Origin of the sequence: Pseudomonas sp. 2,4-D (assembly GCF_030418155.1) — a bacterium.
Classification (GTDB): Bacteria; Pseudomonadota; Gammaproteobacteria; order Pseudomonadales; family Pseudomonadaceae; genus Aquipseudomonas; species Aquipseudomonas alloputida.
Window position 1 is genome coordinate 43,778 of sequence record NZ_JAUHUI010000007.1, and the last position, 26,257, is coordinate 70,034.

Below are 26,257 nucleotides of genomic sequence, written 5' to 3' on the forward strand. Positions count from 1 at the left end.
CCAGCAACGCCGGGGCACCCACAAAAAATTTTATGGAGTTGAGTTTCCATGGCCAAAATCGCCCCGCAATTGCCAATCGAAGTCGACAGCGAGACCGGTGTCTGGACCAGCGACGCCTTGCCGATGCTGTATGTGCCTCGGCATTTCTTCGTCAATAACCATATGGGCATCGAGGAAGTGCTGGGCGCCGACGCCTATGCCGAGATCCTCTACAAGGCTGGCTACAAGTCTGCCTGGCACTGGTGTGAAAAAGAGGCCGAGTGCCATGGCCTGGAAGGCGTGGCGGTGTTCGAGCACTACATGAAGCGCCTGAGCCAGCGTGGCTGGGGCCTGTTCGAGATCCAGGATATCGACCTGGATAAAGGTACCTGCAGCGTCAAGCTCAAGCACTCTGCGTTCGTGTACGTCTATGGCAAGTGCGGCCGCAAGGTCGACTACATGTTCACCGGCTGGTTCGCTGGCGCGATGGACCAGATTCTCGCTGCCCGCGGCAGCAAGATCCGCACCGTGGCCGAGCAGGTCTATGGCGGGTCGGAAGAAGGCCACGAAGATGGCCTGTTCGTTACAAAGCCGTTGTAAGCCGGAGATAGCGTCATGGCATTCGAAGCAATGTTCCAGCCGATCCAGATCGGCAAACTGACCATCCGCAACCGTGTGCTCAGCACCGCGCATGCCGAGGTCTACGCCACTGACGGCGGCATGACGACCGACCGCTACGTGAAGTATTACGAAGAGAAGGCCAAGGGCGGCATCGGCCTGGCCATCTGTGGCGGCTCGTCGGTGGTGGCCATCGACAGCCCGCAGGAATGGTGGGCATCGGTCAACCTGTCGACCGACCGCATCATCCCGCACTTCCAGAACCTTGCCGACGCCATGCACAAGCATGGCGCCAAGATCATGATCCAGATTACCCACATGGGCCGTCGCTCGCGCTGGGACGGCTTCAACTGGCCGACGCTGATGTCGCCGTCGGGCATTCGCGAACCTGTGCACCGCGCCACCTGCAAAACCATCGAGGTGGAAGAGATCTGGCGGGTAATCGGCAACTACGCGCAGGCTGCGCGTCGCGCCAAAGAGGGCGGCCTGGACGGCGTGGAATTGTCGGCGGTGCACCAGCACATGATCGACCAGTTCTGGAGCCCGCGGGTCAACAAGCGTACCGACGAATGGGGCGGCACCTTTGAAGGCCGCATGAAATTCGGCCTGGAAGTATTGAAAGCCGTACGCGCCGAAGTGGGTGACGACTTCTGCGTGGGCATGCGTATCTGTGGTGACGAGTTCCACCCCGATGGCCTCAGCCACGAGGACATGAAGCAGATCGCCGCCTACTACGACGCCACCGGCATGCTCGACTTCATCGGCGTGGTCGGCTCGGGTTGCGATACCCACAACACCCTGGCCAACGTCATCCCCAACATGAGCTACCCGCCGGAGCCGTTCCTGCACCTGGCGGCCGGTATCAAGGAAGTGGTCAAGGTCCCGGTGCTGCACGCGCAGAACATCAAAGACCCGAACCAGGCCACGCGCATCCTTGAAGGCGGCTACGTGGACATGGTCGGCATGACCCGTGCGCATATGGCCGACCCGCACCTGATCGCCAAGATCAAGATGGGCCAGATCGACCAGATCAAGCAGTGCGTCGGTGCCAACTACTGCATCGACCGCCAGTACCAGGGCCTGGATGTGCTGTGCATCCAGAACGCCGCGACCTCCCGTGAATACATGGGGGTGCCGCACATCATCGAAAAAACCACCGGCGTCAAGCGCAAGGTGGTGGTGGTTGGCGCAGGCCCTGCCGGCATGGAAGCGGCCCGCGTGGCTGCTGAACGCGGCCACGACGTAACTCTGTTCGAGAAGAGGGACCAGATTGGCGGGCAGATCACCATCGCCGCCAAGGCACCGCAGCGTGACCAGATTGCCGGTATCACCCGCTGGTACCAGCTTGAACTGGCTCGCCTGAAAGTCGACTTGCGCCTTGGCACCGCCGCTGATGTGGCTGCCATCCAGGACCTGTGCCCGGACGTCATCGTGCTGGCGGTAGGTGGGCACTCGTTCCTGGAGCAGAATGAGCACTGGGGCGCCGCTGAAGGGCTGGTGGTCAGCAGCTGGGATGTGCTCGATGGCAAGGTAGCGCCGGGCAAGAACGTGCTGGTGTACGACACCATCTGCGAATTCACCGGTATGTCGGTAGCTGACTTCATCGCTGACAAAGGCAGCCAGGTCGAGATCGTCACCGACGATATCAAGCCAGGCGTGGCCATGGGTGGTACTACCTTCCCCACCTACTACCGCAGCATGTACCCCAAAGAAGTGATCATGACCGGCGACATGATGCTGGAAAAGGTCTACCGCGAAGGCGACAAGCTGGTTGCGGTACTGGAGAACGAATACACCGGCGCCAAGGAAGAGCGCGTGGTCGATCAAGTCGTGGTTGAGAACGGTGTGCGCCCTGACGAAGAGCTGTACTACGCGCTCAAGGAAGGTTCGCGCAACAAGGGCCAGATCGACGTGGAGGCGCTGTTCGCCATCAAGCCACAGCCGATCCTGAGCCAGCCGGGCGAAGGCTACCTGCTGTACCGCATCGGCGACTGCGTGGCCCAGCGCAACGTGCATGCGGCGATTTACGACGCCTTGCGCCTGTGTAAGGACTTCTGATCGTTAACAGTCGCCGCCATCGGGCGCGATCCCTGTAGGAGCGGGTTTACCCGCGAATGCGTCAGCACTGACAACACTGTTGCCTGACCGGACGCATTCGCGGGTAAACCCGCTCCTACATGGGGCCAGTCTCGCCCTCTGGTCGGCGCAAGAATCCAGCTGTTTGTGGGAGTCTCCCATGTTGAACACCCTTCTACCCATCCTGCTGTTCGCTGCCCTTGGCCTGGCAGTGCTCGGTGCCTTGCGCCGGGTGCGCATGTGGCGCCGTGGCCGGCCGTCCAAGGTCAACCTGATCGGCGGCCTGCTGGCCATGCCGCGCCGCTACCTGGTGGACCTGCACCACGTGGTTGAGCGCGACAAATACATGTCCAAGACCCACGTGGCCACTGCGGGCGGCTTTGTGCTGTCTGCTGTCCTGGCCATTCTGGTGCATGGTTTTGGCCTGCAGAGCAAGATCCTCGGCTACGCACTGCTGGTGGCTACGGTGATCATGTTCACCGGTGCGATCTTTGTCTTCAAACGCCGCCTCAACCCGCCTTCTCGCCTGTCCAAGGGCCCGTGGATGCGCCTGCCGAAGAGTTTGCTGGCGTTCGCCGTGAGCTTCTTCATTGCCACCCTGCCGGTCGCCGGTATCCTGCCGGCCAACACCGGTGGCTGGGTGATGGTCGCCGTTCTGGGCCTGGGCGTGCTGTGGGGTGTGTCGGAGCTGTTCTTTGGCATGACCTGGGGCGGCCCGATGAAGCACGCCTTCGCCGGTGCCTTGCACCTGGCCTGGCACCGCCGTGCCGATCGCTTCGGCGGCGGCCGCTCCACCGGCCTCAAGCCGCTGGACCTGGAAGACCCGAACGCTCCCCTTGGCGTGGAAAAGCCGGTGGACTTCACCTGGAACCAGCTGCTGGGCTTCGATGCCTGCGTGCAGTGCGGTAAATGTGAAGCCATGTGCCCGGCCTTTGCCGCTGGCCAGCCGCTGAACCCGAAAAAACTCATCCAGGACATGGTCATCGGCCTTGCCGGTGGCACTGACGCGCAATTCGCCGGTAGCCCATACCCTGGCAAACCGATCGGCGAACACGGCGGCAATCCACACCAGCCGATCGTCAATGGCCTGGTCGACGCCGAGACGCTGTGGTCCTGCACCACCTGCCGTGCCTGCGTCGAGGAGTGCCCGATGATGATCGAGCACGTCGATGCCATCGTCGACATGCGCCGCCACCTCACCCTGGAAAAGGGCGCCACCCCGAACAAGGGCGCCGAGGTGCTGGACAACCTGATCGCCACCGACAACCCTGGCGGCTTCGCCCCCGGCGGGCGCATGAACTGGGCTGCCGACCTTAACCTGCGGCTGCTGTCTGAAGTGAAAGCGACCGAAGTGTTGTTCTGGGTCGGTGATGGTGCCTTCGACATGCGTAACCAGCGTACTTTGCGTTCGTTTGTCAAAGTGTTGAAAGCCTCGGGTGTGGACTTCGCCGTACTCGGCCTGGAAGAGCGCGACAGCGGCGACGTGGCGCGCCGCCTGGGCGATGAGGCGACCTTCCAGCAACTGGCCAAGCGCAACATCCAGACCCTGGCCAAGTACAAGTTCCAGCGCATCGTCACCTGCGATCCGCACAGCTTCCATGTGCTGAAGAACGAATACGGCGCCCTGGGCGGTGACTACCAGGTGCAGCACCACAGCACCTACATCGCCGAACTGATCGCGGCCAAGAAGCTCAACCTTGGTCAGCACAAGGGCGGCAGCGTCACCTACCACGATCCGTGCTACCTGGGCCGCTACAACGGCGAGTACGAGGCCCCGCGCGAAGTGCTCAAGGCGCTGGGTATCGAGGTGCGCGAGATGCAGCGCTCGGGCTTCCGTTCCCGTTGCTGCGGTGGTGGTGGCGGTGCGCCGATCACTGACATCCCTGGCAAGCAGCGTATTCCCGATATGCGCATGGACGACATCCGTGAGACCGAGGCCGAGCTGGTAGCCGTGGGTTGCCCGCAGTGCACTGCCATGCTTGAAGGCGTGGTGGAACCGCGCCCGCAGATCAAGGACCTGGCTGAACTGGTGGCCGACGTGCTGATCGAAGAGGACGCATCCACTGTCCCAAAGCCGCAAACGGCTAAACGTGAACCTGCGGAGGTGCACTGATGAGCGACATTATCCGCCGCGACCCACGCGCCGAGTGGATCGCCCGTAACCGTCTGCACCCGCTGCATGCCGCGATGCAGACGCAGCAGACCAGCTGGATGGGGCCTAACGGCATCATCCGCAAGAACCCACATGCAATTGCCGCGGGCTTTGTCGGCCCGGCCGGCATCAAGCGCATCGACCGCAGCGGCGCCCAGCAGGGCACCGGCGCGGGCGGGCGGCGCACGGCAGCAGCCGAGGTCAAGTTGCCCCTGCACCAGGTGGCGGCGCCGGCGTTCTACATTGCCGTCGTGCCGGACATGGTTGGCGGCCGCCTGAGCAGCCACGACCGCGACCTGCTTGGCCTGGCCCACAGCCTGGCCGGCAGCGACGGGGCGGTGCTGGCCGTGGTGTTCAACGAGCACAAGGAAAGCAACTTTTCCACAGCCGGTGTCGACCGCCTCCTGGTTATCGAAGGCGAGGCCTTTGAAGGTTATGCACCGGAGCAACTGGTGCAAGGCCTGCGGGCTGTGGATAACCAGTTCGCGCCGCGCCACTGGCTGCTGCCCGACAGCCGCACCGGTGGCGGTGAACTGGGTCGGCGCCTGGGCGCCGCGCTGGGCGAGCGCCCGGCAACGCGGGTATGGCAGGTCAAGGACGGCCAGTGCATCGGCCGCGCCGGTGCCGGCCAGCAAGACCTGCAACGCGCCGTGCCGCGCCTGATCCTGGCGGCGGCCGAGTGCGCCGAGCCGGTCAGCGAAACCCGTCACGAAGCGCTGCCGGTGGAGTTGTCCACAAGCGTGGTACGCAGCCTGCCGCGCATCGAAGACCTTGGCTCGGTGGCCGTCGACCCGGCCACCATTGCCATGGCCGAAGCGGAGTTCATCGTCTCGGGCGGCAACGGAGTCAAGGACTGGGACCTGTACCACAAGGCCACCGCAGCCCTCGGCGCTACCGAAGGTGCCTCGCGGGTGGCAGTGGACGATGGCTTTATGCCGCGCAACCGCCAGGTGGGGGCAACCGGCACCTGGGTTACCGCGCGTGTATACGTGGCTGTGGGTATCTCGGGCGCGATCCAGCACCTGCAGGGTATCGGTGCCTGCGACAAGGTGGTGGCGATCAACATGGACCCGGGCTGCGACATGATCAAACGGGCTGACCTGTCGGTGATTGGCGACAGCTCGGCGATTCTCAAGGCGCTGATCGAGGCTGTGGACAACTACCGCAGCGGCGGCCAGCGCGACGCGGCATAAGGGCACGAGCATGAGTACGAAAGTGATCAGCCTGGTTTCCATTGGTGCCCACCCCAGCTCTGGCCGCGCCCGCCGCGCCGAGCAGGATGCCCGTGCCGTGGAGCTGGGTTTGCAGCTGGCTGGGGATAACTTGCAGGTGGTGCATGCGGGCGATCCACAGGAAGAGGCCTTGCGCGCTTACCTGGGCATGGGCCTGGACCACCTCGATGTGCTGGAGCAACCGGCCGGGGCCGATGTGCTGGGCGTGCTGGGCGATTATCTGCGCGACGCCGGGGCCCAACTGGTGCTGACTGGCAGCCAGGCCGAGACTGGCGAGGGGTCGGGCATGTTGCCGTTCCTGCTGGCCGAAAAGCTCGGCTGGCCGCTGATTGTCGGGTTGGCTGAGGTGGAGTCGATCGACAACGGCACCGCGCAGGTGTTGCAGGCTCTGCCGCGTGGTCAGCGGCGTCGCTTGAAGGTGCGTCTGCCATTGCTGGCGACTGTGGATAACGCTGCGCCCAAGCCGCGCCAGAGTGCTTTTGGGCCTGCGCGTCGGGGGGTATTGGCGGCGCGTAACGTGGCCATTGTCGAAGATGAGCTGTTGGCTGAAGCCGAGCTGCAACCGGCCCGTCCAAGGCCCAAGCGCTTGAAGGTGATCAAGGCCAAGAGTGGCGCCGACCGCATGAAGGCCGCGACGGCCAAGGCCAGTGGCGGTGGTGGCAAGGTGCTGAAGGACGTTTCGCCGCAGGAAGGCGCTGAGGCGATCCTCAAGTTGCTGGTGGAAGAGGGCGTATTGCGCTGAGTCCCGTGGGGGCGGCCTGTGTGACGCGATGGGCCGCTTGGCAGCCCCCTGACAATCCTGAGGCAGAATCCAGATCCTGGGGCCGCGCTGCGGCCCCTGCGACACAATCCATAGCCCAGTTCCCTGTGCATAAGTTATTCATTTCCCCCGTCACATGCCTGGATTCCAGCAAACTGGACGAACTGTCAGGTACGCTCCGTTTTGCCCACGGAATCTGTTCGCCAAGGTGTGGATAAATTGTTGGTGCATGGCTAGGAGCCTTATATAACGGCGCTTACACGGTTTAGATCATAAAATGATCAGCTTCCGTCGGCTTCGCCTGAGGCGGTCAATGCTGGTTCTTGTCGGGGCTTTCCCACAATCTCTGTTAGCCGCTCTGTGGATAATCTGTTTGAGAGCGGCTGTAGGCCCCGCCGTTCCTGTCTTCGAATGCTTTGATCAGAAAACAGCCAATCGGGCTCTAACACTGCTCTGGCATACGTTCTTGGTGAGTGCAGGTAAAAACTCAGGATCACCCAAGTCAAAACCTGTGAATAAGTACCAAGAACCTATCATTTCTATCAGTTAGCAGTCCTGTTTCAGGCGAGTAGAATGAGCGATCACTATCGGCTGAGCGTTCATCATGCATGGCATGCTGCAACCCGTTATCCCTACCCATATGGGCGGGATTCCAAGGTCGTATTCAGCATACGGGGCCTATGCTGGTGCAAGGAATATTGCCTTCGCCGGGCAGATGGTCGATCGCCTGACGGGTTGCTATCACCTGGGCAACGGCCGGCGAACCTACAACCCTGTGCTGATGCGCTTTCACTCTGCCGACTCACTCAGCCCTTTCTCAGATGGTGGGCTGAATGCCTATGCCTATTGTAATGGCGACCCGATCAACCGGGTCGACCCCAGTGGCGCTTACCCGGTCACCTCCGCCCGCAACCGGGTCGACGTGATTAGCCCGGCGATCAGTGGCATAAGCATGTTTTCAAGTTCGGTGACGCTGGGCGGGGCTGTCGCACGAACGGCCAGAAACGTGGTCGCCGACCTGCAAAGCCAGCATTCCGGTGCGGAATATACCGCGCCGAGCCTAAGATCCCGGATTGGTAATACTAGCCTTTTCTACACAGGAGTAATGGGGGTTGCAGGCACCGCAATGAGCGGAGTCGAACAAGGGTGGATTGGTAATGTACTGACCAGTCACGGCCGTCGCCTGGGGCTGGGCAACGCAATTGGGAACATCAGCGGTGGCTTGTTCTCCAACGCCGAGGCGGCACAGGCTGTATGGAGGGGGGTAGGACAGCCCGGAGTGTCGGGGGTAAGGGTAGCCTGGGAGACGGTCTATGAAGTCACCGGTGTGCGGATGGTTTTCGAAGGGGCTTCGTACGTGTGGGGCAGAAGCATGGCACTAGGGGCCAGGATCGCTTCGGCAGGTCGAGCAGCTGCGGATGCGTGGCGTCGCTGGGGTACTGAAGCCAGTGCGCCGCCTCCGTCTCCGAATCGGGACATAAGGCGACCATAAACCCACTGGCACGGCAATTTGCCGTGCCGGTGGGTGGTACGGTTTACTGCGCCTGCACTTCCTTCAGATACGGTGCCGGCTCTGCTCCCAGGTTGTTCAGTAGCCGCCCGCTGTACCAGTCAATGAAGTTCACCACACCAAACTCGTAAGTCTTCGAATACGGGCCAGGCTGGTACGCCGTGGAGTTGATCCCACGCTGATTCTCTTCCGCCAGACGGCGGTCCTGGTCGTTGGTGGCGTCCCACACCTTGCGCATGTTCTCGGGGTTGTAGTCCACACCTTCGACGGCATCCTTGTGCACCAGCCACTTGGTGGTGACCATGGTCTCCTGGGCGCTGATCGGCCACACGGTGAACACGATCATGTGGTCGCCCATGCAGTGGTTCCACGAGTGCGGCAGGTGCAGGATGCGCATCGAGCCAAGGTCCGGGTTCTTGATGCGACCCATCAGCTTCTGGCAGGCCTGCTTGCCGTCCATGGTCATCGACACGGTGCCCTTGAGCAGCGGCATGCGCACGATGCGGTTACGCAGGCCGTGGCTCTTGTGCAGGTACGGGATCTTCTCGGCTTCCCAGGCAGCGGCGGAGGCGGCCACGTGGTCCTTGAATTCCTGGCTGGCACGCGGGTCGTTGGTGTCGTCCCACTCCAGCAGGGTTTGCAGCAGTTCCGGGTGCGAACCGTTGCAGTGGTAGCACTCGCGGTTGTTTTCCAGCACCAGTTTCCAGTTGGCCTTTTCCATCAAGGTGGTTTGCACCGCCACCTTGGTGTTCTCCATGTCGTACGGTTCCATGTAATGGTCCAGCGTGGCCAGGAACTCGTCGATGGCAGGCGGGTTTTCCGCCAGGCTGATGAAGATGTAGCCGCCGGCAACCTTCACGTTCACGGGCTTGAGGCCGTACTGGTTCATATCGAAGTCAGCACCCATCTCGGTGCCGGCGAACAGCAGGCGGCCGTCCAGCTCGTAAGTCCACTGGTGATATGGGCACACCAGTTTGGCCACCTTGCCTTTCTCGCTGACGCACAGGCGCGAGCCGCGGTGGCGGCAGACGTTGTGGAAGGCATGCACCTTGCCTTCGGCACCGCGCACCACAATGATCGGGTTCTTGCCGATCTGCAGGGTGATGTAGTTGCCCTTGGCCGGGATCTCGCAGGTCATGCCGGCGATCAACCATTCTTTATGGAAGATCTCCTGCATGTCGATCTGGAACAGACGCTCGTCGGTGTAGAAAGGCTGGGGCAGCGAGTAGGTGCGCTCGCGGGTCTGCAGCATCTCGGCGGTAGCCTTGCGTGCAGGTTCAAGTGGATCGCCCAGGCTCAGGGTTGCGGTGACGTCCATCGTGTATTCCTCGGGGCCGTATGCGGCCGGCAAAAGGTGGCTAATCGTTGTTGTGGTGCCGCAAGGCTGCTTCAGATAAAACAGCTAGTTCTTTTGCCGTGGAGTGTGCGTCCGAAGACGCCGCGAACCGTATCCATGGGCGACATGGCCGATTTGAATAACGACGCGCCAGCCCTTGTGCCACGGGGCTGGTCGCGATAAGCACGTCGATGTCGCAGGCAGGAATGTGCGTCGCCTTCAGCTTGCGCATTATCGCAGCCATGAAAAGGGCCATAGTCGGCCGCTGGAGATGAACATGTCCGATACCTTCCTCAATCCGGTCACTACCCAGACCTGGGCCAACGGCCGCCACATCGTGCGCTGCGTCAAGGTCATCCAGGAGACCTGGGACGTGCGCACCTTCTGCTTCATGGCCGACCAGCCGATCATGTTCTTCTTCAAGCCAGGGCAGTTCGTCACCCTGGAGCTGGAGATCGAAGGCAAGCCCGTGATGCGGTCCTACACCATCTCCAGTTCGCCGTCAGTGCCCTACAGCTTCTCTATCACCGTCAAGCGCGTGCCGGGCGGCTTGGTCTCCAACTTCCTGCACGACACCATGCACGAAGGCCTCGAGCTGCCGGTGCACGGCCCTGTGGGCCTTTTCAACGCCATCGACTTCCCGTCGGGCAAGGTGCTGTACCTGTCGGGTGGCGTGGGCATTACCCCGGTGATGTCGATGGCGCGCTGGTTCTACGACACCAACGCCAATGTCGACATGGTGTTCGTGCACAGCGCCCGTTCGCCGAAGGACATCATCTATCACCGCGAGCTGGAGCAGATGGCTTCGCGCATCCCCAACTTCAGCCTGCACATCATTTGCGAAAAGCATGGCCTGGGCGAGCCGTGGGCAGGTTACCGCGGTTACCTGAACCAGCGGCTGATGGAACTGATCGCGCCGGACTACATGGAGCGCGTGGTGTTCTGCTGCGGCCCGACGCCGTACATGACAGCGGTCAAGCGCCTGCTCGAAGCGGTCGGCTTCGACATGGCGAATTACCACGAGGAGTCGTTCGGCGCGACGCCGGCGGAAGCCAAGGCCGATGCCGTGGAGCACGCCGAGCAGGCGGCCGATGCACCTGAGCTGGACGTTTCCGACCTCAATCTGGTGGAGTTCATCGGCAGCGAGAAGAGCATCCGCATCGCCCCGGGCGAGACCGTGCATGCGGCGGCAGCCAAGGTTGGTCTGATGATCCCGAAAGCCTGCGGCATGGGCATCTGCGGCACCTGCAAGGTGCTCAAGCTGGGCGGCGAGGTGGAGATGGAGCACAACGGCGGGATTACCGAAGAGGACGAAGCCGAGGGCTACATCCTGTCGTGCTGCAGCGTGCCGAAAGGGGATGTGCGGATCGATTACTGATCCAGTGGCCAGTCTGGATTCTTCGCGGGCACGCCCGCTCCCACAGGGTCATCGCTATCTTCAGGACTGCGGTGAACCTTGTGGGAGCGGGCGTGCCCGCGAATGCTTCTAGGTGCGGAACCGGGCTACCAGGCCATTGAGGTCTACCGCCAGGCGCGACAGCTCGGCACTCGCCGCGCTGGTCTGATGCGCCCCGGTAGCACTCTGCACCGACAGGTCATTGATGTTCACCAGGTTGCGGTCCACTTCCCGCGCTACCTGGGCCTGCTCTTCGGCCGCACTGGCAATCACCAGGTTGCGCTCGTTGATCTGCGCCACCGCGCCGGCGATGGTGTCCAGTGCCATGCCCGCGCCACGGGCGATGTTCAGTGTCGACTCCGCACGCTCGGTGCTGGTGCGCATCGATTCTACCGCCTCTTCCGTACCGCCCTGGATGCTGCCGATCATGCGCTCGATTTCGCTGGTCGACTGTTGTGTACGATGGGCCAATGCCCGCACTTCATCGGCGACCACGGCAAAACCACGGCCCGCTTCACCGGCCCGCGCGGCTTCGATGGCTGCGTTGAGCGCCAGCAGGTTGGTCTGGTCGGCCAGGCCACGGATCACGTCGAGCACCTTGCCAATGTCGCGCGACTGTTCTGCCAGGTGGGTAATCAGCTTGGCGGTGGCCTGCACATCACCACTCATGCGCTCGATCGCACCCACGGTTTCCATCACCAGGTCACGACCATCACCGGTGGAGCGGCTGGCTTCACTGGAGGCTTCTGAAGTGCTCACGGCATTGCGCGCCACTTCTTCCACCGCACTGGTCATTTCGGTGACTGCAGTGGCGGCCTGTTCAATCTCATTGTTCTGCTGCTGCAGGCCACGGGCACTTTCGTCGGTGACGGCATTCAACTCTTCTGCCGCTGAGGCCAGCTGGGTGGCGGAGCCGGCGATCTGCTGCAAGGTGTCGCGCAGCTTGTCCTGCATGCGCGCCATGGCGCGCAACAGCCGGGCGGCTTCGTCGGTGCCCTCTGCGCGGATGACGTGGGTCAGGTCGCCGTCGGCGACTTGCTCGGCGCATTTGAGTGCTTCTTCGATCGGCTTGACGATACTGCGGGTCAGCAGGAAAGCACAGGCGAAGGTCAGTACGGTGGCGGCAACCAGCAGGCCGATCACCAGAGCGAAAGCGCCGGCATACTGGTTGGCGGCTTTTTCGTTGGTGGCGCGAGTCTGGTCAGTGTTGATGCGTACCAAGGTGTCCATGACCTTGTTGATCTGCTCGGAGTTGGCCAGCAGGTCGCGGTTGAGCAGGTCACGCAATTCATCCAGGCGGTCGGCCTGGCTCAGTGTGCGCATGCGCGATTCCAACTGGCGGTACTGGTTGAGCAACTGACCGTACTGGTCGAATGCTGCCTGTTCGTCGGCGGCGACGATCATTGGCAGGTAGGCCTGGCGTGCCCGGTCGATCTGGCTGTTGCGCTGGTCCAGCAGATCGAGGGTATCGCGTTGGGTTGCCGGCTCGCGGTTGAGCAGCAGGCGGTAGGAAAGCGTGCGCATGCGCAGGTTCAGCGCGGTGAGTTCGTCGAGGATCTTGATGCTGGGCACGCTGACTTGCTCGATGGCAACGCCCGCCTGGCGGATGTTGCCCATCTGCACCAGGGAGAAGATACCAAGGCCGAGCATCAGCAGGCCGATGAGCGCGAAGCCGAGAAGCGCGCGCGGGGCGATATTCATGTTGCGTAGGGACATGGAGAGGAGGATCCAGGCAAGTGGGAAAAGAGCGACAAAATATGACTTGCCGGGCTATCGGTCGTGACTGGCCAGTCTTGAATGCGTTCGGGGAAAATGGTGCAACCGCTGACCTTTTCCTGACCGGCGGTTGATCCAGGTCGGAACAAGGGGTCGATTACCCTGTCAATCTGCGGGTTCGACACCTTATGAATCCGATATTTAATGGCGATAGGGCGCACTTTTCTTTATCGTGTGTGCCCCTCGCAACAACCTGAGATAGACCCATGCTGGAAGCTTCCCTGAATCAAATCGAGCAACTGGTCAGCGACCTGATGCAGAAAAACGCTCAACTCATCGAGCAGAACACCGCCCTTGGCCAGGAACTGGCCCAGGCCAAGGAAGAGAACGAAACCCTGCAGCTGTCGCTGATGGAGCAGGAAGAGAAGAACGGCGCTACCGCAGCACGCATCCAGGCCCTGGTCGAGCGCGCCAGCGCGGGCGTTGTTGGCGCATGAGACTGCAGGAGCAGCCGATCAATGTCGTGTCGATCCTCGGCATCGACTATTCGATCAAGGCGCCCGAAGGCCAGGAAGAAACCCTGGCCCAGGCGGTACGGATGCTCAACAAAGCCCTTAACGAGACCAAGCGTCAGTACCCGACCTTGATCGGTGACAAACTGCTGGTGCTGGCTGCCCTTAACCTGTGCTCCAAACAGGTCGAACTGCAGAAAGAGCATCAGCAGACCCTTGCGCGAACTCAAGCGCAGATCGACGCCACGGTGGATGCCATCGTGCGGCCATCGCTCAACAATAAGCCCGTACACCGCCCCCCCGTAGGAGCGGGTTCACCCGCGAATGCGTCAGTGGCTTGAACACCGCATTCGCGGGTAAACCCGCTCCTACACGGTGCATCTGATTGCTTCAGATCACTGGATTAACTGGATACGCAAGTGTATACACTTTCCGCAAAACAATAATGTGCGGGGAGTAGGGGCATGCGTATCTGGCGTAAGAGCATCCAGTTGCAATTGATCACCAGCATGGGCGCTGCCCTGCTGGCGAGCATCCTGGTGGTGGTCATTATCTTCACCGTGGCGCTCAATCGCCTCACCGACCGCTACCTGGTCGACACTGCCCTGCCAGCCAGCATCGAGGCTATCCGCAACGACATCGAGCGCATGCTGGGCCAACCGTTGGTCGCTGCCGCGGACATTGCCGGTAACACCCTGCTGCGCGACTGGCTTGCTGCCGGTGAAGATCCCGCACAGGTACCCCAATTCATCGAATACCTGACCGCCGCCAAACAACGCAACCACGCCTTTACTACGCTGTTTGCCTCGACTGAAACCGGCCACTACTACAACGAGAACGGCCTGGACCGCACCCTCAGCCGCAGCAACCCCAAGGACAAGTGGTTTTACGGTTACATCGACAGCGGCGCCGAACGGTTCATCAACATCGACATCGATGGTGCCACCGGCGAACTGGCTCTGTTCATCGACTATCGCGTGGAAAAGGAAGGCAAGCTGGTGGGTGTGGCCGGCATGGGCTTGCGCATGACCGAGTTATCGAAGCTGATCCACGACTTCAGCTTTGGCGAGCACGGCAAGGTATTCCTGGTGCGCAACGATGGCCTGATCCAGGTGCATCCCGATGCTGCTTTCAGTGGCAAGCGCCAGCTTGCCGAGCAGCTTGGCGCGGACGCAGCCAAAGGCGTCATGACCGGAGACGAGAGCCTGCGTAGCAGCCGCTTTAGCCGTGACGGTGAGCGCTACCTGGCGCTCGGCCTGCCGCTGCGCGACCTCAACTGGACCCTTGTGGCCGAAGTGCCAGAGTCAGAAATTTACGCGCAAATGCATCAGGCCGTCTGGCTGACCAGCCTGATCGGTGGCGCCGTAGCGTTGGTGTCACTGCTGTTGGTGGTACTGCTGGCGCGTGGCCTGGTGCGGCCGATCCGCCGCGTTACCGCCGCATTGGTTCAGATTGGCGGTGGGGCGGGTGATCTCAGCCATCGGCTGGACGATACGCGTCAGGATGAGCTGGGTGACCTGGCACGTGGTTTCAACCGCTTTCTGGACAGCCAACGCAGCCTGATCGGCGAGGTGTTGAGTACCTCCGAGCGGCTGCGGCGGGCCGTGGAGCAGGTAACCCAGGTGGTGGACAACACCGCCGAGCGTTCAGGGCGCCAGCAGGAGATGACCGAGATGGTCGCCACTGCTGTACACGAGATGGGCCTGACCGTGCAGGACATCGCCCGCAATGCCGGCGATGCGGCCCAGGCGTCCCAGTCGGCACGAGACGAGGCGTTGCAGGCCCGCGAGGTGGTGCAACGATCCATTCGTGGCATCGAGGGCATGTCGGGCGACATTGGCAAGGCGGCCGATGCGGTCAGCCAGCTGGCCGACGAAGTCGCCTCGGTCGATGAAGTGCTCGCGGTAATCCGCAGCATTTCCGAGCAAACCAACCTGCTCGCTCTGAACGCTGCCATCGAGGCCGCGCGGGCAGGGGAGATGGGGCGCGGGTTTGCTGTGGTGGCCGATGAAGTACGTACGCTGGCCCGGCGCACACAACTGTCCACCGATGAAGTGCAGCAGATGATCCAGCGCCTGAAGCTGGGTGCAGGTTCGGCGGTGAGTTCAATGCAGGCAGGGCAGCAGGCGACCGGCAGTGGCGTGGAGTCGAGCCAGCGCACCGGGGCATCGCTGAGCGCGATTACTGACCAGGTGGAGCACATCAGCGACATGAACCATCAGGTGGCCACGGCTACCGAGGAGCAGTCGGCGGTGACCGAGGAAATCAACCGCACGGTGCAGGGGATTTCCGATTTGGCGCGTGAGACGGCGGCGGAGGTTCGAGGGTGCCGCGAGGAGTGCCAGGCGTTGCGTGGGTTGGCTGATGACCTGGCGCGGCAGATGGGTGGGTTCAGGCTCTAGATCGCCGGGCCGCAAGGCGGCCCGGCACTCGCTCAGCCCCCAATGATCGTGCGGATATCCGCCGCCAGCTCACGCACCCGCGCTTCTTCGGTATCCCAAGAGCACATGAAGCGCGCGCCACCGCTGCCGATAAAGGTATAGAAGCGCCAGCCCTTGCCCCGCAGCGCCTCGATGGCGTGCTCTGGCATTTGCAGGAACACCCCGTTGGCCTCCACCGGGAACATCAGCTCTACTCCCGGCAGGTCACTGACCAGCGATGCCAGCAGTTGCGCGCAATGATTGGCGTGGTTGCCATGGCGTAACCAGGCGCCATCTTCCAGCAGCCCGACCCATGGCGCCGACAGAAAGCGCATTTTCGACGCCAGTTGCCCGGCCTGCTTGCAGCGATAATCGAAGTCTTCGGCCAGCTGGCGGTTGAAGAACAGAATCGCCTCGCCCACCGCCATGCCGTTCTTGGTGCCGCCAAAGCACAGCACATCCACACCGGCCTTCCAGGTCAGTTCTGCCGGGCTGCAGCCCAGGAACGCACAGGCATTGGTAAAGCGTGCGCCGTCCATGTGCAGGTTCAGGCCCAGCTCCTTGCAGGTGGCGCTGATCGCCTTCAGCTCGTCGGGGCGGTACACCGTGCCCACTTCGGTAGCCTGGGTAATGGTCACCACCCGCGGCTTGGGGTAGTGGATATCCTGGCGTTTGAGCGCCACTTCGCGGATCGACTGTGGCGTCAGCTTGCCGTTGACGCTGGCCGCGGTCAGCAGCTTGGAGCCGTTGGAGAAAAACTCCGGTGCACCGCATTCGTCGGTTTCGACGTGGGCGGTCTCGGAGCAGATCACGCTGTGATAGCTCTGGCACAGCGATGCCAGGGCCAGGGAGTTGGCCGCGGTGCCGTTGAAGGCGAAGAACACTTCGCAGTCGGTTTCGAACAGATTGCGGAAGTACTCCGATGCACGCTCGGTCCACTGGTCGTCGCCGTAGGCGCGGTCGTGGCCGCGGTTGGCTTTCTCCATCGCCGCCCAGGCTTCGGGGCAGATGCCGGAATAATTGTCGCTGGCGAATTGTTGGCTCTTGTCTGTCATGGCACGGTCCTGTGAACGACGCAGATCAGCACTCTAAACCATCGATTCAGCACTTGCCTATACAACCCGTGCAGCGATTTCTGTTCATTACTGTGCCGGCCTCTTCGCGGGCACGCCCGTTCCCACAATGGTCCTGCAAACGCCAATCACTGTGGGAGCGGGCGCGCCCGCGAAGTGGCCCGCATGGGCGGCACAAAGAGAATGTCGTAAACGCGCCATTGCAAGGCGTGCGCAGGCATCTGACCTGACCCCGCCAGTCATAACATCGCCACAAAGGGCCACAGTGCCCCACGACAAAAAACGATCGCTGCCGGGAGATACACAATGTTCAGCAAGCAAGACCAGATCCAGGGTTACGACGATGCACTGCTGGCGGCGATGAATGCCGAAGAACAGCGCCAGGAAGATCACATCGAGCTGATCGCCTCGGAGAACTACACCAGCAAGCGCGTCATGCAGGCCCAAGGCAGCGGCCTGACCAACAAGTACGCCGAAGGCTACCCTGGCAAGCGTTACTACGGTGGCTGCGAGCACGTAGACAAGGTAGAAGCCCTGGCCATCGAGCGCGCCAAGCAGCTGTTCGGTGCCGACTACGCAAACGTCCAGCCGCACTCCGGCTCGTCGGCCAACGGCGCGGTCTACCTGGCCCTGCTGCAAGCCGGTGACACCATCCTGGGCATGAGCCTGGCCCACGGTGGCCACCTGACCCACGGCGCCAAAGTGTCGTCCTCGGGCAAACTGTACAACGCAGTCCAGTACGGCATCGACACCAACACCGGCCTGATCGACTATGACGAAGTCGAGCGCCTGGCGGTCGAGCACAAGCCGAAAATGATCGTTGCCGGTTTCTCGGCCTACTCCAAGACCCTCGACTTCCCACGCTTCCGCGCCATCGCCGACAAGGTGGGCGCACTGCTGTTCGTCGACATGGCCCACGTTGCCGGCCTGGTTGCCGCTGGCCTGTACCCGAACCCGATCCCGTTCGCCGACGTGGTCACCACCACTACCCACAAGACCCTGCGCGGTCCGCGTGGCGGCCTGATCCTGGCCAAGTCGAACGAAGAGATCGAGAAAAAGCTGAACGCCGCTGTATTCCCGGGTGCCCAGGGTGGCCCGCTGATGCACGTGATCGCTGCCAAGGCGGTGTGCTTCAAGGAAGCGCTGGAGCCTGGATTCAAGGCATACCAGCAGCAAGTGATCGAGAACGCCCAGGCCATGGCCCAGGTGTTCATTGACCGTGGCTACGATGTGGTTTCCGGTGGCACCGACAACCACCTGTTCCTGGTCAGCCTGATCCGTCAGGGCCTGACTGGCAAAGACGCCGACGCCGCCCTGGGTCGTGCGCATATCACCGTCAACAAGAACGCCGTGCCGAACGACCCGCAGTCGCCGTTCGTCACTTCGGGCCTGCGTATCGGCACTCCGGCCGTCACCACCCGCGGCTTCAAGGTCGCCCAGTGCGTGGCCTTGGCTGGCTGGATTTGCGACATCCTCGACAACCTCGGTGACGCAGACGTCGAAGCCGATGTGGCGAAGAACGTCGCGGCCCTGTGCGCAGATTTCCCTGTCTACCGCTGAGTGGAGTCACACACCATGCAACGTTACTCGGGCTTCGGCCTTTTCAAGCACTCCCTCAGCCACCACGAAAACTGGCAGCGCATGTGGCGCACGCCAACCCCTAAAAAGGTTTACGACGTGGTCATTGTCGGCGGTGGCGGCCATGGCCTGGCCACGGCCTACTACCTGGCCAAAGAGCACGGCATCACCAACGTTGCCGTGATCGAGAAGGGCTACCTGGGCGGCGGCAACACCGCCCGTAACACCACCATCGTGCGTTCCAACTACCTGTGGGACGAGTCGGCGCACCTGTACGAGCACGCCATGAAGCTGTGGGAGGGCCTGTCCCAGGACCTCAACTACAACGTGATGTTCTCCCAGCGCGGTGTTTACAACCTGTGCCACACCCTGCAGGACATGCGTGACTCCGAGCGTCGGGTCAGCGCCAACCGCCTCAACGGCGTGGATGGCGAGCTGCTGAACACTGCCCAGGTTGCGGCCGAAATCCCGTACCTGGACTGCTCGAAGAACACCCGCTACCCGATCCTCGGCGCCACCGTACAGCGCCGTGGCGGCGTTGCCCGTCACGATGCCGTGGCCTGGGGCTTCGCCCGCGCTGCCGACGCCCTGGGCGTCGACCTGATCCAGCAAACCGAAGTGATCGGCTTCCGCAAGGAAAACGGCGCGGTCATCGGTGTGGAAACCAACAAGGGCTTCATCGGCGCCAAGCGCGTCGGCGTGGTCACCGCCGGTAACTCCGGGCACATGGCCAAGCTGGCCGGCTTCCGCCTGCCGCTGGAATCGCACCCGCTGCAAGCACTGGTATCCGAGCCGATCAAGCCGATCATCGACAGCGTGATCATGTCCAACGCCGTACACGGCTACATCAGCCAGTCCGACAAGGGCGACCTGGTGATCGGTGCCGGTATCGACGGCTGGGTCGGCTACGGCCAGCGCGGTTCGTACCCGGTGATCGAGCACACCCTGCAGGCCATCGTCGAGATGTTCCCCAACCTGTCGCGTGTTCGCATGAACCGCCAGTGGGGCGGCATCGTAGACACCTCGCCGGACGCCTGCCCGATCATCACCAAAACCCCGGTCAAGAACATGTTCTTCAACTGCGGTTGGGGTACTGGCGGCTTCAAGGCGACCCCGGGCTCGGGCAACGTCTTTGCCGCGAGCCTGGCCAAGGGCGAAATGCACCCACTGGCCGCGCCGTTCTCCATGGACCGTTTCTACAACGGCGCACTGATCGACGAACACGGCGCCGCCGCCGTCGCCCACTAACCGGAGACACCGTCATGTTGCATATTTTCTGTCCCCACTGCGGCGAGCTGCGCTCCGAAGAAGAGTTCCACGCCTCTGGCCAGGCGCACATCGCCCGCCCGCTGGACCCTAACGCCTGCTCCGACGAAGAGTGGGGTACCTACATGTTCTACCGTGACAACCCGCGCGGTATTCACCATGAACTGTGGGACCACGTTGCCGGCTGCCGCCAGTACTTCAACGTCACCCGTGACACCGTGACCTACGAAATTCTGGAAACCTACAAGATTGGCGAGAAGCCGCAAGTGACCGCCAGCGGCAAAGCCACCAGCGCCGCGTCGACCGTCAAAGGCCAAGGGGAAAAAGTATGAGCCAGACCTATCGCCTCGCCAGCGGCGGCCGTATCGACCGCAGCAAGGTCCTGAACTTCACCTTCAACGGCAAAACCTACCAGGGTTATGCCGGTGACAGCCTGGCCGCCGCGTTGCTGGCCAACGGCGTCGACATTGTCGGCCGTAGCTTCAAGTACTCGCGCCCGCGCGGCATCATCGCCGCCGGTACCGAAGAGCCGAACGCCATCCTGCAGATCGGCTCCAGCGAAGCTACCCAGATCCCCAACGTGCGCGCCACCCAACAGGCACTGTACGCGGGCCTTGTCGCCACCAGCACCAACGGCTGGCCGAACGTCAACAACGACGTCATGGGCATCCTCGGCAAGGTTGGCGGCAGCATGATGCCGCCGGGCTTCTACTACAAAACCTTCATGTACCCCAAATCGTTCTGGATGACTTACGAGAAGTACATCCGTAAAGCCGCCGGCCTGGGCCGTGCGCCGCTGCAGAACGACCCTGACAGCTACGACTACATGAACCGGCACTGCGACGTGCTGATCGTCGGCGCCGGCCCTGCTGGCCTGGCTGCCGCACTGGCTGCTGCGCGCAGCGGTGCCCGCGTGATCCTGGCTGACGAGCAGGAAGAGTTCGGCGGCAGCCTGCTCGACACCCGCGAAACCCTCGACGGCAAGCCTGCTGCCGACTGGGTCAACGCCGTGGTCAAAGAGCTGGAAGGCCTGCCGGAAGTGACCCTGCTGCCACGTGCCACGGTCAACGGCTACCACGACCATAACTTCCTGACCATTCACGAGCGCCTCACCGACCACCTCGGCGACCGCGCCCCGATTGGCCAGGTTCGCCACCGCGTGCACCGCGTTCGCGCCAAGCGCGTGGTACTGGCTGCTGGCGCCCACGAGCGCCCGCTGGTGTATGGCAACAACGACGTGCCGGGCAACATGCTGGCCGGTGCTGTTTCCACCTATGTTCGCCGCTATGGCGTGGCGCCGGGTCGCAAGCTGGTACTGTCTACCAACAACGACCATGCTTATCGCGCCGCGCTGGACTGGCACGACGCAGGCCTGCAAGTGGTCGCCATCGCCGACGCCCGCCACAACCCACGTGGCTCGCTGGTTGAAGAAGCGCGTGCCAAAGGTATTCGCATCCTCACCTCCAGCGCCGTGATCGAGGCAAAAGGCAGCAAGCACGTCACGGGTGCCCGTGTGGCAGCGATCGATGTGCAGGCGCACAAAGTCACTAGCCCAGGCGAAATCCTCGAGTGCGACCTGATCGCGTCCTCGGGCGGTTACAGCCCGATCGTGCACTTGGCTTCGCACCTGGGCGGTCGCCCGGTATGGCGTGACGATATCCTTGGCTTCGTGCCGGGCGATGCCCCGCAAAAGCGCGAGTGCGTCGGTGGTATCAACGGCGTGTATGCCTTGGGCGATGTGATTGCCGATGGCTTCGAAGGCGGCGTTCGCGCAGCCACCGAGGCCGGTTTCAAGGCCACTGTCGGCACCCTGCCAAAAACCGTGGCGCGCAAGGAAGAGGCCACCGTGGCACTGTTCCTGGTGCCGCACGACAAAGGCACCAAGGGGCCGAAACAGTTCGTCGACCAGCAGAACGACGTGACCGCCGCCGGCATCGAGCTGGCCACCCGTGAAGGCTTCGAGTCGGTCGAGCACGTGAAGCGCTACACCGCACTGGGCTTCGGTACCGACCAGGGCAAATTGGGCAACATCAACGGCCTGGCCATCGCCGCCCGTTCGATCGGCATCACCATCCCGGAAATGGGCACCACCATGTTCCGCCCCAACTACACGCCGGTCACTTTCGGCGCGGTAGCGGGCCGTCACTGTGGTCACCTGTTCGAGCCCGTGCGCTTCACTGCCCTGCATGCCTGGCACGTGAAGAACGGCGCCGAGTTCGAAGACGTCGGCCAGTGGAAGCGCCCGTGGTACTTCCCGAAAGCCGGCGAAGACATCCATGCTGCCGTCACGCGTGAATGCAAGGCCGTGCGCGACAGCGTGGGCCTGCTGGACGCCTCGACCCTGGGCAAGATCGATATCCAGGGCCCGGACGCGCGCGAATTCCTCAACCGCATCTACACCAACGCCTGGACCAAGCTCGACGTGGGCAAGGCCCGCTACGGCCTGATGTGCAAGGAAGACGGCATGGTCTTCGACGACGGCGTAACCGCCTGCGTCGGCGACAACCACTTCATCATGACCACCACCACCGGCGGCGCTGCTCGCGTGCTGCAGTGGATGGAGCTGTATCACCAGACCGAATGGCCAGAGCTGAAGGTGTACTTCACTTCGGTCACCGACCACTGGGCCACCATGACCCTGTCCGGCCCTAACAGCCGCAAGCTGCTGAGCGAGCTGACCGACATCGACATGGACAAGGAAGCCTTCCCGTTCATGACCTGGAAGGAAGGCAACGTCGGTGGCGTGCCGGCCCGCGTGTTCCGTATCTCGTTCACCGGCGAGCTGTCGTACGAAGTGAACGTGCAGGCCAACTACGCCATGGGCGTGCTGGAACAGATCATCGAGGCCGGCAAGAAGTACAACCTGACCCCGTACGGCACCGAGACCATGCACGTACTGCGTGCAGAGAAGGGCTTCATCATCGTTGGCCAGGACACCGATGGTTCGATGAACCCGGACGACCTGAACATGAGCTGGTGCGTTGGCCGCAACAAGCCGTTCTCGTGGATCGGCCTGCGTGGCATGAACCGCGAAGACTGCGTACGTGAGAACCGCAAGCAGCTGGTGGGCCTGAAGCCGGTCGACCCGACCCAGTGGCTGCCGGAAGGCGCCCAACTGGTGTTCGACCCGAAACAGCCGATCCCGATGGACATGGTCGGCCACGTCACCTCCAGCTACGCGTCCAACTCCCTGGGCTACTCGTTCGCCATGGGTGTGGTCAAAGGCGGCCTCAAGCGCATGGGCGAGCGTGTCTACTCGCCGCAGGCGGATGGCAGCGTGATCGAGGCGGAAATCGTGTCTTCGGTGTTCTTCGATCCGAAGGGTGAGCGGCAGAACGTCTAAGGCCCCGGTCCAACCGGTGTCAGGCGTGGAATGAGGTCTCTGTGGGAGCGGGCGTGCCCGCGAAGAGGGCGGTGAATTCAACATCGCATTCGCGGGCATGCCCGCTCCCACAGGATGGCCGCCTCCCGCAGGCATCGTGGTCGAATCCAGAATTCAAGGCAGGTAAGAAATGAGCGCTATCAACGTCTTCCAGCAAAACCCCGGCGCCGAGGCCAAAGCCCAGTCGCCACTGCACCATGCCGACCTGGCCAGCCTGGTAGGCAAAGGCCGCAAGAACGCAGGCGTGACCCTGCGTGAACGCAAGTTCCTCGGCCACCTCACCCTGCGCGGTGATGGCCACAACCCGGAATTCGCCGCCGGCGTGCACAAGGCCCTTGGCCTGGAGCTGCCCGTGGCGCTGACCGTGGTCGCCAACAAGGACATGTCGCTGCAATGGGTCGGCCCCGACGAGTGGTTGCTGATCGTGCCCGGCGGTCAGGAGCTGGCAGTCGAGCAAAAGCTGCGCGCGGCCCTTGAAGGCCAGCACATTCAGGTCGTCAATGTCAGTGGCGGGCAAAGCCTGCTGGAACTGCGCGGCCCGAACGTGCGCGACGTGCTGATGAAGTCCACCAGCTATGATGTTCACCCAAACAACTTCCCGGTGGGCAAGGCCGTGGGCACCGTGTTCGCCAAGTCGCAACTGGTGATCCGCCGCACTGCAGAAGACACCTGGGAGCTGGTGATTCGCCGCAGCTTCGCCGATTACTGGTGGCTGTGGCTGCAGGACGCTTCTGCCGAATACGGCCTGAGCATCGAAGCCTAAGGAGCAAGAACATGAGTCGGGCACCGGATACCTGGATTCTCACCGCCGACTGCCCGAGCATGCTCGGCACCGTCGACGTGGTGACGCGTTACCTCTTCGAGCAACGCTGCTACGTGACGGAGCACCACTCCTTCGATGACCGGCAGTCGGGACGCTTCTTCATTCGCGTCGAGTTCCGTCAGCCGGACGATTTCGACGAGGCGGGCTTCCGGGCCGGCCTCGCCGAGCGCAGCGAAGCGTTCGGCATGGCTTTCGAGCTGACCGCACCCAACCACCGCCCCAAGGTGGTGATAATGGTGTCCAAGGCCGACCATTGCCTGAATGACCTGCTGTATCGCCAGCGTATTGGGCAACTGGGTATGGATGTGGTCGCGGTGGTGTCGAACCACCCGGACCTCGAACCCTTGGCGCATTGGCACAAGATTCCTTATTACCACTTCGCCCTCGACCCCAAGGACAAGCCCGGGCAAGAGCGCAAGGTGCTGCAGGTGATCGAGGAGACTGGTGCTGAGCTGGTCATTCTTGCCCGCTATATGCAGGTACTGTCGCCCGAGCTTTGCCGCCGTCTGGATGGTTGGGCGATCAATATTCACCACTCGCTGTTGCCGGGTTTCAAGGGCGCCAAGCCTTATCACCAGGCGTACAACAAGGGCGTGAAAATGGTCGGTGCCACGGCGCACTACATCAACAACGACCTGGATGAAGGGCCGATCATTGCCCAGGGTGTCGAGGTGGTGGATCACAGCCACTATCCCGAAGACCTGATTGCCAAAGGGCGGGATATCGAATGCCTGACATTGGCGCGCGCGGTGGGTTATCACATCGAGCGGCGGGTGTTCCTGAACGCCAACCGGACTGTCGTTCTGTAATAACCGGTACCGGCCTCTTCGCGGCTAAAGCCGCTCCTACAGGTACTGCACAGCCCTTGGATGGGTGCGGTCCCCGTAGGAGCGGCTTTAGCCGCGAAGAGGCCCGCACAGGCCGCCCCTCTGTTTGCCCATATTCCCCAACGACAACCCTGCCGCTAAAAGGCATCTCCCTGTCGCTTCCAGTCAGTGCGTCCGGCCCTATCCGGCCCACAATTCCCTGCATTCCAGTAGTACATGCCGCCCACGGATGGCGGCGCTTCAACCAACGCTGCATAAATAATAATCAAGCGAGGTACAAGCAATGTCTGGCAATCGTGGAGTGGTATATCTCGGCGCCGGCAAGGTCGAAGTGCAACACATCGACTACCCGAAAATGCAGGACCCGCGCGGCAAGAAAATCGAACACGGCGTCATCCTGAAGGTGGTCTCCACCAACATCTGCGGTTCTGACCAGCACATGGTCCGTGGCCGCACCACTGCCCAGGTCGGCCTGGTCCTGGGCCACGAAATCACCGGTGAAATCGTCGAGAAGGGCCGCGACGTCGAGCGCATGCAGATCGGCGACCTGGTATCGGTACCGTTCAACGTCGCCTGCGGCCGCTGCCGTTCCTGCAAAGAGATGCATACTGGTGTCTGCCTCACCGTCAACCCGGCCCGCGCCGGCGGTGCCTACGGCTACGTCGACATGGGCGACTGGACCGGTGGCCAGGCCGAATACGTGCTGGTGCCATACGCCGACTTCAACCTGCTGAAGCTGCCTGAGCGCGACAAGGCCATGGAAAAGATCCGTGACCTGACCTGCCTGTCCGACATCCTGCCCACCGGCTACCACGGTGCCGTAACGGCAGGCGTAGGCCCAGGCAGCACTGTCTACGTTGCCGGTGCCGGCCCGGTCGGCCTGGCCGCCGCTGCCTCGGCGCGCCTGCTGGGCGCCGCCTGCGTAATCGTCGGTGACCTCAACCCGGCCCGCCTGGCCCACGCCAAGTCGCAAGGCTTCGAAGTGGTCGACCTGTCCAAGGACACCCCGCTGCACGAGCAGATCGTCGACATCCTCGGCGAGCCGGAAGTGGACTGCGCTGTCGACGCCGTAGGCTTCGAGGCCCGTGGCCACGGCCATGAAGGTGCCAAGCACGAGGCCCCGGCCACCGTGCTTAACTCGCTGATGCAAGTGACCCGCGTGGCCGGCAACATCGGTATCCCGGGCCTGTACGTAACCGAAGACCCAGGCGCGGTGGATGCTGCAGCCAAGATCGGCGCGCTGAGCATCCGCTTTGGCCTGGGCTGGGCCAAGTCGCACAGCTTCCACACCGGCCAGACCCCGACCATGAAATACAACCGCCAGCTGATGCAGGCGATCATGTGGGATCGCATCAACATTGCTGAAGTGGTGGGTGTGCAGGTGATCAACCTGGATCAGGCGCCGGAAGGGTATGGCGAGTTTGATGCGGGTGTGCCTAAGAAGTTTGTGATTGACCCGCACAAGATGTGGGGTGCGGCGTAAAAAGCAGTTGTCTGACAAGAGCCCCTCAATTTGAGGGGCTTTTTCTAGGCTGAATGTCAGATTTCAAAGCCTCTGCTCCTACCTGGAGCCGATATCCGCTTTGGCTTGAGCTCCGCCA

General features: G+C 62.4%; 20 protein-coding genes. 17 read left to right on the plus strand and 3 right to left on the minus strand.

Annotated elements, in window-relative coordinates; all coding sequences use genetic code 11:
• Positions 1-48: 48 nt before the first annotated feature.
• From QYE47_RS07770 to QYE47_RS07795, 6 genes are all read left to right on the plus strand, one after another.
• Positions 49-579 (plus strand): DUF5943 domain-containing protein, encoded by a 531-nt coding sequence (locus tag QYE47_RS07770; RefSeq protein ID WP_003255698.1) that lies wholly within the window; start codon positions 49-51, stop codon positions 577-579.
• A gap of 15 nt (positions 580-594) precedes the next feature.
• Complete coding sequence (gene dgcA, locus QYE47_RS07775; protein ID WP_070383360.1) at positions 595-2,655, plus strand: dimethylglycine demethylation protein DgcA; 2,061 nt, start codon at positions 595-597, stop codon at positions 2,653-2,655.
• A 178-nt stretch (positions 2,656-2,833) separates the two neighbouring features.
• Positions 2,834-4,786 carry a dimethylglycine demethylation protein DgcB gene (gene dgcB / locus QYE47_RS07780; RefSeq protein WP_004575952.1) on the plus strand — a complete coding sequence of 651 codons (1,953 nt, stop codon included), beginning with the start codon at positions 2,834-2,836 and terminating at the stop codon, positions 4,784-4,786.
• Positions 4,786-6,018 (plus strand): electron transfer flavoprotein subunit alpha/FixB family protein, encoded by a 1,233-nt coding sequence (locus tag QYE47_RS07785; RefSeq protein ID WP_014589384.1) that lies wholly within the window; start codon positions 4,786-4,788, stop codon positions 6,016-6,018. Before dgcB ends, QYE47_RS07785 begins: the two co-directional genes overlap by 1 nt.
• A gap of 10 nt (positions 6,019-6,028) precedes the next feature.
• The gene (locus tag QYE47_RS07790) at positions 6,029-6,799 is read left to right on the plus strand and encodes an electron transfer flavoprotein subunit beta (protein ID WP_003255694.1); all 771 of its coding nucleotides are present in this window, start codon (positions 6,029-6,031) and stop codon (positions 6,797-6,799) included.
• Positions 6,800-7,457: 658 nt separating this feature from the next.
• Positions 7,458-8,309, plus strand: coding sequence for an RHS repeat-associated core domain-containing protein (locus QYE47_RS07795; RefSeq protein WP_257785622.1), 852 nt, complete (start codon positions 7,458-7,460; stop codon positions 8,307-8,309).
• A gap of 43 nt (positions 8,310-8,352) precedes the next feature.
• Here the strand turns inward: QYE47_RS07795 and gbcA are convergent, their stop codons facing one another.
• The gene (gbcA, locus tag QYE47_RS07800; protein ID WP_014589386.1) at positions 8,353-9,645 is read right to left on the minus strand and encodes a glycine-betaine demethylase subunit GbcA; all 1,293 of its coding nucleotides are present in this window, start codon (positions 9,643-9,645) and stop codon (positions 8,353-8,355) included.
• 295 nt (positions 9,646-9,940) lie between these two features.
• On the opposite strand from gbcA, the gene gbcB reads away from it, so the two are divergent.
• Complete coding sequence (gene gbcB, locus QYE47_RS07805) at positions 9,941-11,041, plus strand: glycine-betaine demethylase subunit GbcB (RefSeq protein ID WP_014589387.1); 1,101 nt, start codon at positions 9,941-9,943, stop codon at positions 11,039-11,041.
• Positions 11,042-11,149: 108 nt separating this feature from the next.
• Here gbcB and QYE47_RS07810 read toward each other — a convergent pair whose 3' ends face one another.
• Positions 11,150-12,775 (minus strand): methyl-accepting chemotaxis protein, encoded by a 1,626-nt coding sequence (locus QYE47_RS07810; protein WP_003255688.1) that lies wholly within the window; start codon positions 12,773-12,775, stop codon positions 11,150-11,152.
• A gap of 266 nt (positions 12,776-13,041) precedes the next feature.
• On the opposite strand from QYE47_RS07810, the gene QYE47_RS07815 reads away from it, so the two are divergent.
• From QYE47_RS07815 to mcpH, 3 genes are all read left to right on the plus strand, one after another.
• The gene (locus QYE47_RS07815) at positions 13,042-13,272 is read left to right on the plus strand and encodes a hypothetical protein (protein ID WP_003255686.1); all 231 of its coding nucleotides are present in this window, start codon (positions 13,042-13,044) and stop codon (positions 13,270-13,272) included.
• Entirely contained in the window at positions 13,269-13,628 is a 360-nt protein-coding gene (locus QYE47_RS07820) for a cell division protein ZapA (protein ID WP_301158931.1), read from the plus strand. The genes QYE47_RS07815 and QYE47_RS07820 overlap by 4 nt, the downstream gene beginning before the upstream one ends.
• Before the next feature lie 123 nt (positions 13,629-13,751).
• Positions 13,752-15,689, plus strand: a complete 1,938-nt coding sequence (mcpH, locus tag QYE47_RS07825) for a methyl-accepting chemotaxis protein McpH (protein WP_014589388.1) — start codon at positions 13,752-13,754, stop codon at positions 15,687-15,689.
• Between the two features lie 32 nt (positions 15,690-15,721).
• Here the strand turns inward: mcpH and QYE47_RS07830 are convergent, their stop codons facing one another.
• The gene (locus QYE47_RS07830; RefSeq protein ID WP_014589389.1) at positions 15,722-16,762 is read right to left on the minus strand and encodes a low specificity L-threonine aldolase; all 1,041 of its coding nucleotides are present in this window, start codon (positions 16,760-16,762) and stop codon (positions 15,722-15,724) included.
• A gap of 324 nt (positions 16,763-17,086) precedes the next feature.
• Here QYE47_RS07830 and QYE47_RS07835 point away from each other — a divergent pair, with 324 nt between their 5' ends.
• The 7 genes from QYE47_RS07835 (at position 17,087) to fdhA (ending at position 26,139) form a co-directional block, all read left to right on the plus strand.
• Positions 17,087-18,340, plus strand: coding sequence for a serine hydroxymethyltransferase (locus QYE47_RS07835; RefSeq protein WP_003255681.1), 1,254 nt, complete (start codon positions 17,087-17,089; stop codon positions 18,338-18,340).
• A gap of 15 nt (positions 18,341-18,355) precedes the next feature.
• Positions 18,356-19,606 (plus strand): sarcosine oxidase subunit beta family protein, encoded by a 1,251-nt coding sequence (locus QYE47_RS07840; protein ID WP_003255680.1) that lies wholly within the window; start codon positions 18,356-18,358, stop codon positions 19,604-19,606.
• A 14-nt stretch (positions 19,607-19,620) separates the two neighbouring features.
• Positions 19,621-19,956 carry a sarcosine oxidase subunit delta gene (locus tag QYE47_RS07845; protein WP_010951682.1) on the plus strand — a complete coding sequence of 112 codons (336 nt, stop codon included), beginning with the start codon at positions 19,621-19,623 and terminating at the stop codon, positions 19,954-19,956.
• Positions 19,953-22,967 (plus strand): sarcosine oxidase subunit alpha, encoded by a 3,015-nt coding sequence (locus QYE47_RS07850; protein WP_014589390.1) that lies wholly within the window; start codon positions 19,953-19,955, stop codon positions 22,965-22,967. The genes QYE47_RS07845 and QYE47_RS07850 overlap by 4 nt, the downstream gene beginning before the upstream one ends.
• Before the next feature lie 169 nt (positions 22,968-23,136).
• Entirely contained in the window at positions 23,137-23,769 is a 633-nt protein-coding gene (locus tag QYE47_RS07855; RefSeq protein ID WP_014589391.1) for a sarcosine oxidase subunit gamma, read from the plus strand.
• Positions 23,770-23,780: 11 nt separating this feature from the next.
• Positions 23,781-24,638, plus strand: coding sequence for a formyltetrahydrofolate deformylase (gene purU, locus QYE47_RS07860; protein ID WP_003255675.1), 858 nt, complete (start codon positions 23,781-23,783; stop codon positions 24,636-24,638).
• Positions 24,639-24,939: 301 nt separating this feature from the next.
• Positions 24,940-26,139 (plus strand): formaldehyde dehydrogenase, glutathione-independent, encoded by a 1,200-nt coding sequence (fdhA, locus tag QYE47_RS07865; protein ID WP_011953256.1) that lies wholly within the window; start codon positions 24,940-24,942, stop codon positions 26,137-26,139.
• Positions 26,140-26,257: the final 118 nt, after the last annotated feature.